The following is a 9,232-nucleotide window of genomic DNA, read 5'->3' on the forward strand; positions in this document are numbered from 1 at the left end:
ACAGTTGACCGAGTTCCAGCATAGGAATGCAGTCCAATGTGGGAGCGGGCTTGCCCGCGAAGGCGATCTATCCAACACCGACCTCCCCAAGCCTGCCTCTGGCTCATGTTCACAAATTTTCCTTCCCCAGCCCTTCGATGAATTTTTTCAATCGAACTCGGGTGGCTGCGCGCGCATTTATCAGCTACCATTTTCGCAAATGAACATTAATGTTCGAATTCCAAGACGAAAAAATCGCGAGGCCAGCCGATGAACCCTTCCACCTTGCCTGCTCCACCGCTTGCCGAAGTCTATGACGTCGCCGTAATCGGCGGCGGGATCAATGGCGTCGGGATTGCAGCAGACGCAGCCGGGCGCGGTTTGTCGGTGTTCCTTTGCGAAAAGGACGACCTGGCCAGCCACACCTCTTCCGCCAGCAGCAAGCTGATCCACGGCGGCCTGCGCTACCTCGAACATTACGAATTCCGCCTGGTGCGCGAAGCCCTCGCCGAACGTGAAGTGCTGCTGGCCAAGGCCCCGCACATCGTCAAGCAGATGCGTTTCGTGTTGCCGCACCGCCCGCACCTGCGCCCGGCGTGGATGATTCGTGCCGGCCTGTTCCTGTACGACAACCTCGGCAAGCGCGAAAAACTCGCCGGTTCGAAAAGCCTCAAGTTCGGCGCCGACAGCCCGCTGAAAAGCGAAATCACCAAAGGCTTCGAATATTCCGACTGCTGGGTCGATGACGCCCGCCTCGTGGTGCTGAACGCCATGGCCGCCCGCGAGAAAGGCGCGCATATCCACACCCAGACCCGTTGCATCAGCGCACACCGCAGCAAGGGCCTGTGGGAAATGAACATGGAACGCGCCGATGGCAGCCTGTTCTCGATTCGTGCCCGCGCATTGGTCAACGCCGCTGGCCCATGGGTCGCCAAGTTCATCAAGGACGACCTCAAGCTGGATTCGCCCTACGGCATCCGCTTGATCCAGGGCAGCCACCTGATCGTGCCGAAACTGTACGAAGGCGCCCACGCGCACATCCTGCAGAACGAAGACCAGCGCATCGTCTTCACCATTCCGTACCTGAACCACCTGACCATCATCGGCACCACCGACCGCGAATACACCGGCGACCCGGCAAAAGTGGCAATCACCGAAGGTGAAACCGACTACATGCTCAAGGTGGTCAACGCGCACTTCAAGAAACAACTGAGCCGCGACGACATCGTGCACACCTACTCCGGTGTACGCCCGCTGTGCAACGACGAGTCCGATAACCCGTCCGCCATTACCCGCGACTACACCCTGGCGCTCTCCGGCGGCACGGGCGAAGCGCCGATCCTGTCGGTGTTTGGCGGCAAGCTGACCACCTACCGCAAGCTCGCCGAGTCGGCGATGGCGCAACTGGCGCCGTACTTCACGCAGATGCGCCCCAGCTGGACCGCCAAGGCCAGCCTGCCCGGCGGCGAAGACATGACCACGCCCGAAGCCCTGGCCGACGCGATCCGCCAGAAGTTCGACTGGGTGCCGAGCGAAATCGCGCGCCGCTGGTCCACCACCTACGGCAGCCGCACCTGGCGCCTGCTGGAAGGCGTACAGTCGCTGGCGGACCTGGGCGAGCACCTCGGTGGCGGCCTGTACACCCGCGAAGTCGATTACCTGTGCACGGAAGAATGGGCGACCCAGCCCCAGGACGTATTGTGGCGCCGCACCAAGCTCGGCCTGTTCACCACGCCGGAAGAACAGGACAACGTGCAGCGTTATCTGTCCAAGGTTGAGCGCAATCGCGGCAAGATCGAAGCGGCCTGACAGACAGATCGCACAAAAGCCCCTGCACCGGAAGGTCCAGGGGCTTTTTTACGGGCTCGATCATTCGGTTTTCCGAACGCAACACCCCCGCCTATTCGGTTTGCCGGATCAAATCTCGGAAAACCCACCGTCACACAAAGTTAATCACCTTATAAATCATAGAGTTAACCTTTTGTTTAAGGTCTGGCACGACTCATGCTCTACACTCCCTGACGATTGCCTGAGACGCCTCAGGAGCCGTCACGGGCATTCGCTGTACAAGAGAGCCGTTTAGCCGGCTTCATAAAAAAAACAAATGTCGAGGAAGTATTGATGCGCATCGTTCCCCATATCCTGGGCGCAGCTATCGCTGCTGCTCTGATCAGCACTCCAGTTTTCGCCGCCGAACTCACCGGCACACTGAAGAAAATCAACGACTCCGGCACCATCACCCTCGCGCACCGCGACAGCTCCATTCCGTTTTCCTACATCGCGGATGGTTCGGGCAAGCCAGTGGGCTACTCCCACGACATTCAGTTGGCCGTCGTTGAACAACTGAAAAAAGACCTGAACAAACCCGACCTGAAGGCCAAGTACAACCTGGTCACCTCGCAAACCCGTATTCCGCTGATCCAGAACGGCACCGCGGACCTCGAGTGCGGCTCCACGACCAACAACGCCGAACGCGCCCAGCAAGTTGATTTCACCGTCAACATCTTCGAAATCGGCACCCGTCTGCTGGTCAAGAAAGACAAGGAAGGCAAGCCGTCCTACGCTGACTTCGCCGACCTCAAAGGCAAGAACGTCGTGACCACCGCCGGCACCACGTCCGAGCGCATCATCAAGGCGATGAACGCCGACAAGCAGATGGGCATGAACGTCATCTCCGCCAAAGACCACGGCGAATCCTTCCAGATGCTGGAAAGCGGCCGCGCCGTCGCGTTCATGATGGACGACGCCCTGCTGGCCGGCGAAGAAGCCAAGGCCAAGAAGCCGGACGATTGGGTCATCACCGGTACTCCGCAGTCCTTCGAAGCCTACGCGTGCATGGTGCGTAAAGACGACCCAGCCTTCAAAAAGGCCGTGGATGACGCCATCGTCGCCCTGTACAAATCCGGCGAGATCAACAAGATCTACAGCAAGTGGTTCGAGAGCCCGATCCCACCAAAAGGCCTGAACCTGAACTTCCCGATGAGCGACAAGGTAAAGGAGCTGATCGCCAACCCAAGCGACAAACCAGCGCCTGACGTAAAAATCTGATACCTGACTAAGCTTATCTCCTGAGGGAGCCAACCCTCCCTCAGGCGTCTGTTACTACCTGCTGGCTTTTTTTGGAACACTCGACCTGGCGGTTTTCGAGCCGATCTTGTGTGCCTGGCGTTCACCGTCGGGCGGGAATGGATTTTCCCCAAGCGGGTGCTTGTACATTGATCGACTTCGAGGGGAGACCCTAATGAATTACAACTGGGACTGGGGCGTGTTCTTCAAGTCCACCGGCGTGGGCAGCGAGACTTATCTCGACTGGTACATCGCCGGCCTGGGCTGGACCATCGCCATCGCTGTCGTGGCATGGATTATCGCCTTGCTGCTGGGCTCCATTCTGGGGGTCATGCGCACCGTGCCAAACCGCCTCGTATCGGGCATCGCGACCTGCTACGTGGAACTGTTTCGTAACGTGCCGCTGCTGGTGCAGCTGTTCATCTGGTACTTCCTGATCCCCGACCTGCTGCCGCAAAACCTGCAGGACTGGTACAAACAAGACCTCAACCCGACCACCTCGGCCTACCTGAGCGTTGTCGTGTGCCTGGGCCTGTTCACCGCCGCCCGGGTGTGCGAGCAAGTGCGTACCGGCATCCAGGCACTGCCACGGGGCCAGGAATCCGCCGCGCGGGCCATGGGCTTCAAGCTGCCGCAGATCTACTGGAACGTGCTGCTGCCCCAGGCCTACCGGATCATCATTCCGCCGCTTACCTCGGAATTCCTCAACGTGTTCAAGAACTCCTCCGTGGCGTCCTTGATCGGCCTGATGGAATTGCTGGCGCAAACCAAGCAGACCGCCGAGTTCTCGGCCAACCTGTTTGAAGCCTTCACCCTGGCCACGCTGATCTACTTCACCCTGAACATGAGCCTGATGCTGCTCATGCGCCTGGTCGAGAAGAAAGTCGCAGTGCCCGGCCTGATCTCCGTGGGGGGTAAATAATGGAACTCGATTTCAGCGGTATCATCCCCGCTATCCCAGGCTTGTGGAACGGTATGGTCATGACCTTGCAGCTGATGGTCATGGGCGTGGTCGGCGGCATCGCATTGGGTACGGTCCTCGCGCTGATGCGCCTGTCGTCCAACAAGTTGCTGTCACGCCTGGCCGGCGCCTACGTGAACTACTTCCGCTCGATCCCGTTGCTGCTGGTGATTACCTGGTTCTACCTGGCGGTGCCGTTCGTGCTGCGCTGGATCACTGGCGAAGACACCCCGATCGGCGCGTTCACGTCTTGCGTCGTGGCGTTCATGATGTTCGAAGCCGCGTACTTCTGTGAAATCGTGCGGGCCGGCGTGCAGTCGATCCCCAAGGGCCAGATGGGCGCAGCGCAAGCGATGGGCATGACCTATGGCCAAACCATGCGCCTCATCATCCTGCCCCAGGCGTTCCGCAAGATGACCCCGTTGCTGCTGCAACAGTCGATCATCCTGTTCCAGGACACCTCGCTGGTCTACACCGTGGGCCTGGTGGACTTCCTCAACTCCGCCCGCTCCAACGGCGACATCATCGGCCGCTCCAATGAGTTCCTGATCTTTGCCGGTGTCGTCTACTTCATCATCAGCTTTTCCGCCTCGCTGCTGGTCAAGCGTCTGCAAAAAAGGTTTGCCGTATGATCTCTATCAAGAACATCAACAAGTGGTATGGCGACTTCCAGGTGCTGACCGATTGCAGCACTGATGTCAAAAAAGGCGAAGTGATCGTGGTGTGCGGGCCGTCCGGCTCGGGCAAGTCCACCTTGATTAAGTGCGTCAACGCACTGGAACCGTTCCAGAAGGGCGACATCATCGTGGACGGCACCTCCATCGCCGACCCGAAGACCAACCTGCCGAAACTGCGCTCGCGCGTGGGCATGGTGTTCCAGCACTTCGAGCTGTTCCCGCACCTGACCATCACCGAAAACCTGACCATCGCGCAGATCAAGGTGCTGGGCCGCAGCAAGGAAGAAGCCACGAAGAAAGGCCTGCAACTGCTGGAGCGCGTCGGCCTGTCGGCGCATGCCCACAAGCACCCTGGCCAACTCTCCGGCGGCCAGCAACAACGTGTGGCGATTGCCCGCGCGCTGGCCATGGACCCGATCGTCATGCTGTTCGACGAACCGACCTCGGCCCTCGACCCGGAAATGGTCAACGAAGTGCTCGACGTGATGGTGCAGCTGGCCCAGGAAGGCATGACCATGATGTGCGTGACCCACGAAATGGGCTTCGCCCGCAAAGTGGCCGACCGCGTGATCTTCATGGACGCCGGCAAGATCATCGAAGACTGCCCGAAAGAAGAGTTCTTCGGCGACATCAGCGCCCGCTCCGAACGCGCGCAGCACTTCCTTGAGAAAATCCTGCAACACTAAGTACTACACAGCTTCCACTGTAGAAACCGGTCCATGTGACAGTGGGCTTGTGTGGGAGCGGGCTGTGTGGGAGCGGGCTTGCTCGCGAAGGCGTAGTGTCAGTCGATAGGTTCTTCATTGACCCACCGCATTCGCGAGCAAGCCCGCTCCCACACAAGCCCGCTCCCACATTGGTCCGCGCAGGATGGCTAGCTCTGGTTGACCCAAGGCATCTGTGATGAAATGCGACCCCAACCAATTTCGCGCCGCACCGCCATCACTTGCCGTGAAACCACGCCTGATCCGCCAACTGTTCCTGCCGCCGTTGATCGTCGCCCTGATGATCGGCCTGGGTTATGTCGGCTTCTGGATCAGTGAGTACTATGGCATCCGCACCCTCAGCGACAACGGCGAACGCCAGCTGGAGCTGCACGCCCGTACTGTCGAAAGCGAACTGAGCAAATACACCTACCTGCCAAGCCTGCTGGAGCTGGAAGCCAGCGTCTCCAGGCTGCTGGCCGAGCCGAGCCAGGAAACCCGCAAATCGGTCAACGACTACCTTGAAGGCCTGAACCGACGCAGTCGCAGCCGGGCCATCTACGTGATGGACACCACCGGCCGTGTGCTGGCCACCAGTAACTGGCGCGACGCCGACAGTTACCAGGGTGAAGACCTGTCCTTTCGCGCCTATTTCCAGAACGCCGTACGCGGCCAGCCCGGGCGTTTCTACGGCATCGGCAGCACCAACGGCGAGCCCGGCTACTACCTGGCCCATGGCCTGGAGGAGCACGGCAAGATCATCGGCGTGGCCGTGGTCAAAGTGCGCCTGGAAGCCCTGGAAGAACGCTGGCAGCGCGCGCGCCTCGAAGCCTTTGTCAGCGACGAGAACGGCATCATCATCCTCTCCAGCGACCCGGCCCGCCGCCTCAAAGCCGTGCGCCCGCTCAGCGATGACACCAAGGACCGCCTGGCCCACAGCCTGCAATATTACTGGGCGACGCTCAACGAGCTGGAACCCCTGGCCCGCGAGCGCCTCAACGAAGGCAGCGAGAAGCTCACCTTCCCGGCCAACAGCGAAGTGGTCAACGACGAACACGAAGTCAGCTACCTGGCGCAAACCCGCCCGCTGAACGACACGCCGTGGAACTTCACCCTGCTCACCCCGCTCAACGACCTGCGCCGCGCCGCGATCAACCAGGGCATCCTGGTGGCCGTGGCCTTTGGCCTGGTGGCCTTCCTGCTGATCGCCTGGAACGAGCGGCGCAAGGTCATCGCCACGCGCCTCGCTGCAAGGGAAGCCTTGCAGGAAGCCAACAGCCAGCTGGAGCGTCGGATTGCCGAACGCACCACCGACCTGCGCGCCAGCAACGAACGGCTCAAGGGCCAGATCCGCGAACGGCGCCAGGCCGAAGAGACCCTGCGCCGCGCCCAGGATGAACTGGTGCAGGCCGGCAAACTGGCCGCCATCGGCCAGATGTCCACCAGCATCGCCCACGAATTGAACCAGCCGCTGGCCGCGCTGCGCACCTTGTCCGGCAATACCGTGCGCTTCCTTGAACGCGGCGCCCTCGACACCGCCAGCGCCAACCTCAAGACCATCAACGAACTGATCGACCGCATGGGCCGCATCACCGCCAGCCTGCGCTCGTTCGCCCGGCGCGGTGACGACCAGGGCGAAGCCAACCTGGGCAAGGCGGTGGATGCCGCGTTCCAGGTCCTCGGCGCACGCCTGGACAGCCTGCCGCTGACCGTACACCGCGACTTTTCCCACGCTCAATTGCAGATCGACCAGACGCGCCTGGAGCAGATCCTGGTTAACCTGATCGGCAACGCCCTCGACGCCATGCAAGCCCAGCCGGCCCCCGAACTGTGGCTGGACGGCAGCAGCGCCGAGGGCAAATACCGCCTGCACGTGCGCGACAACGGCCACGGCATCGACCCCGAGGCGCGCAAGCATTTGTTCGAACCGTTCTTCACCACCAAACCCGGCGAGCAAGGCCTGGGCCTGGGCCTGACCCTGTCCGCCAGCCTCGCCGCAGCCACCGGCGGCAACCTTGCCGTGGAGCATCCGGTCGGTGGTGGTACCGCCTTTGTCCTGTGCCTGCCGTTGGTGGGCGCTCAAAAAGCTGAGCCGACATGACTACTGATCCGAAAGACCTCACCGTGCTGATTGTCGAAGACGATCCCCACGTGCTGCTGGGTTGCCAGCAAGCCCTGGCCCTGGAAGATATTCCCAGCGTCGGCGTGGCCAGCGCCGAAGAGGCGCTCAAGCGTATCGGCGAGAACTTCGCGGGCATTGTCATCAGCGATATCCGCCTGCCGGGCATCGACGGCCTGGAGTTGCTGACCCGCCTCAAGGCCCTGGATAAAAGCCTGCCGGTGGTGCTGATTACCGGGCATGGCGATATCTCCATGGCCGTCGGCGCGATGCGCAATGGCGCCTATGACTTCATGGAAAAACCCTTCTCACCCGAACGCCTGGTGGATGTCGCCCGCCGCGCCCTGGAGCAACGCGGGCTGGCGCGGGAAGTCTGGGCGCTGCGTCGCCAGCTGGCCGAGCGCGATTCCCTGGAAGGCCGCATCATCGGCCGCTCGCCGGCCATGCAGAACCTGCGCGAGCTGATCGCCAACGTCGCCGACACCTCGGCCAACGTGCTGATCGAAGGCGAGACCGGCACCGGCAAGGAACTGGTCGCCCGTTGCCTGCATGATTTCAGCCGCCGCCACGCGCACCAGTTCGTCGCCCTGAACTGCGGCGGCCTACCGGAAAACCTGTTCGAAAGCGAGATTTTCGGCCACGAAGCCAACGCCTTCACCGGCGCCGGCAAACGCCGCATCGGCAAGATCGAACACGCCCACGACGGCACGCTGTTCCTCGACGAAGTGGAAAGCATGCCGATCAACCTGCAAATCAAATTGCTGCGGGTGTTGCAGGAACGCACCCTCGAACGCCTGGGCTCGAACCAGAGCGTGGCGGTGGATTGCCGGGTGATCGCCGCCACCAAGTCCGACCTCGACGAGTTGAGCCGCGCCAGCCAGTTCCGCAGCGACCTGTATTACCGCCTCAACGTGGTGACCCTGGAACTGCCGCCCCTGCGCGAGCGCCGCGAAGACATCCTGCAACTGTTCGAACACTTCCTGCAGCAGTCGTCCCTGCGCTTTGACCGCGCCGCGCCAGAGCTGGACAACCAGACCGTGTCGAGCCTCATGAGCCACGACTGGCCGGGCAACGTGCGCGAACTGCGCAACGTCGCCGAACGCTTCGCCCTTGGCCTGCCCGCCTTCAAGAAAAGCGGCGCCGCCGGCAGCGGCCAAGGCCTGGCATTCACCGAAGCGGTGGAAGCCTTCGAACGCAACCTGCTGGGCGACGCCCTGCAACGCAGCGGCGGCAACCTGACCCAGGCCAGCCTGGAACTGGGCATGGCCAAGACCACCTTGTTCGACAAGGTCAAGAAATACGGGTTGAGCCACTGATGGATCTGTTCCTGAAAGCCGCCCTGGGCGCGGCCGTCGTGTTGATCCTGGCCGCGCTGGCCAAGACCAAAAACTATTACATTGCGGGCCTGGTGCCGCTGTTTCCGACCTTTGCGTTGATCGCCCACTACATCGTCGGCAAAGGCCGTTCGGTGGAGGATTTGAAGACCACGATCCTGTTCGGGATGTGGTCGATCATTCCGTATTTTGTGTATTTGGCGACGTTGTATGTGGTGGTGGATCGGTTGCGGCTTGAAGCATCGCTGGCCGTCGCGGCAGTCGCTTGGTTGATGGCCGCGACTGTATTGGTCACTGTTTGGGTACGCCTGCACACCTGACCCAACTCGGTTAAAAATGTGGGAGCGGGCTTGCTCGCGAATGCGGTGGTTCAGTTGGAACATCTTTGACTG

9 protein-coding genes are annotated in these 9,232 nt (G+C 61.3%); all 9 read left to right on the forward strand.

Translation table 11 applies throughout. The annotated features are described in order from the left end of the window. A partial coding sequence (locus NUV89_RS24630) for a hypothetical protein (protein ID WP_257783368.1) occupies nt 1–253 on the forward strand: 253 nt, incomplete at its 5' end. Then, on the forward strand, nt 250–1,788 hold the full coding sequence (glpD, locus tag NUV89_RS24635; RefSeq protein WP_257783369.1) for a glycerol-3-phosphate dehydrogenase: 1,539 nt from the start codon (nt 250–252) through the stop codon (nt 1,786–1,788). The genes NUV89_RS24630 and glpD, both read left to right, overlap by 4 nt. 312 nt (nt 1,789–2,100) lie before the next feature. Beyond that, entirely contained in the window at nt 2,101–3,027 is a 927-nt protein-coding gene (locus NUV89_RS24640; RefSeq protein ID WP_133074503.1) for a glutamate/aspartate ABC transporter substrate-binding protein, read from the forward strand. A 193-nt stretch (nt 3,028–3,220) separates the two neighbouring features. Then, nucleotides 3,221–3,967: an amino acid ABC transporter permease gene (locus tag NUV89_RS24645; protein ID WP_017738299.1), complete on the forward strand. Its 747-nt coding sequence runs from the start codon at nt 3,221–3,223 to the stop codon at nt 3,965–3,967. Beyond that, nucleotides 3,967–4,638 (forward strand): amino acid ABC transporter permease, encoded by a 672-nt coding sequence (locus tag NUV89_RS24650; RefSeq protein ID WP_257783371.1) that lies wholly within the window; start codon nt 3,967–3,969, stop codon nt 4,636–4,638. The genes NUV89_RS24645 and NUV89_RS24650 overlap by 1 nt, the downstream gene beginning before the upstream one ends. Further along, nucleotides 4,635–5,369 (forward strand): amino acid ABC transporter ATP-binding protein, encoded by a 735-nt coding sequence (locus tag NUV89_RS24655; RefSeq protein WP_017738301.1) that lies wholly within the window; start codon nt 4,635–4,637, stop codon nt 5,367–5,369. The genes NUV89_RS24650 and NUV89_RS24655 overlap by 4 nt, the downstream gene beginning before the upstream one ends. A 217-nt stretch (nt 5,370–5,586) precedes the next feature. Further along, nucleotides 5,587–7,488 (forward strand): sensor histidine kinase, encoded by a 1,902-nt coding sequence (locus tag NUV89_RS24660; RefSeq protein ID WP_257783372.1) that lies wholly within the window; start codon nt 5,587–5,589, stop codon nt 7,486–7,488. Continuing rightward, a complete protein-coding gene (locus tag NUV89_RS24665) occupies nt 7,485–8,822 on the forward strand; it encodes a sigma-54 dependent transcriptional regulator (RefSeq protein ID WP_257783373.1) in 1,338 nt (445 codons plus the stop codon). Before NUV89_RS24660 ends, NUV89_RS24665 begins: the two co-directional genes overlap by 4 nt. Continuing rightward, nucleotides 8,822–9,160 (forward strand): GlpM family protein, encoded by a 339-nt coding sequence (locus tag NUV89_RS24670; RefSeq protein WP_257783374.1) that lies wholly within the window; start codon nt 8,822–8,824, stop codon nt 9,158–9,160. Before NUV89_RS24665 ends, NUV89_RS24670 begins: the two co-directional genes overlap by 1 nt. Nucleotides 9,161–9,232 lie beyond the last annotated feature (72 nt).

It is taken from the genome of Pseudomonas sp. 18.1.10 (assembly GCF_024655625.1).
Classification (GTDB): Bacteria; Pseudomonadota; Gammaproteobacteria; order Pseudomonadales; family Pseudomonadaceae; genus Aquipseudomonas.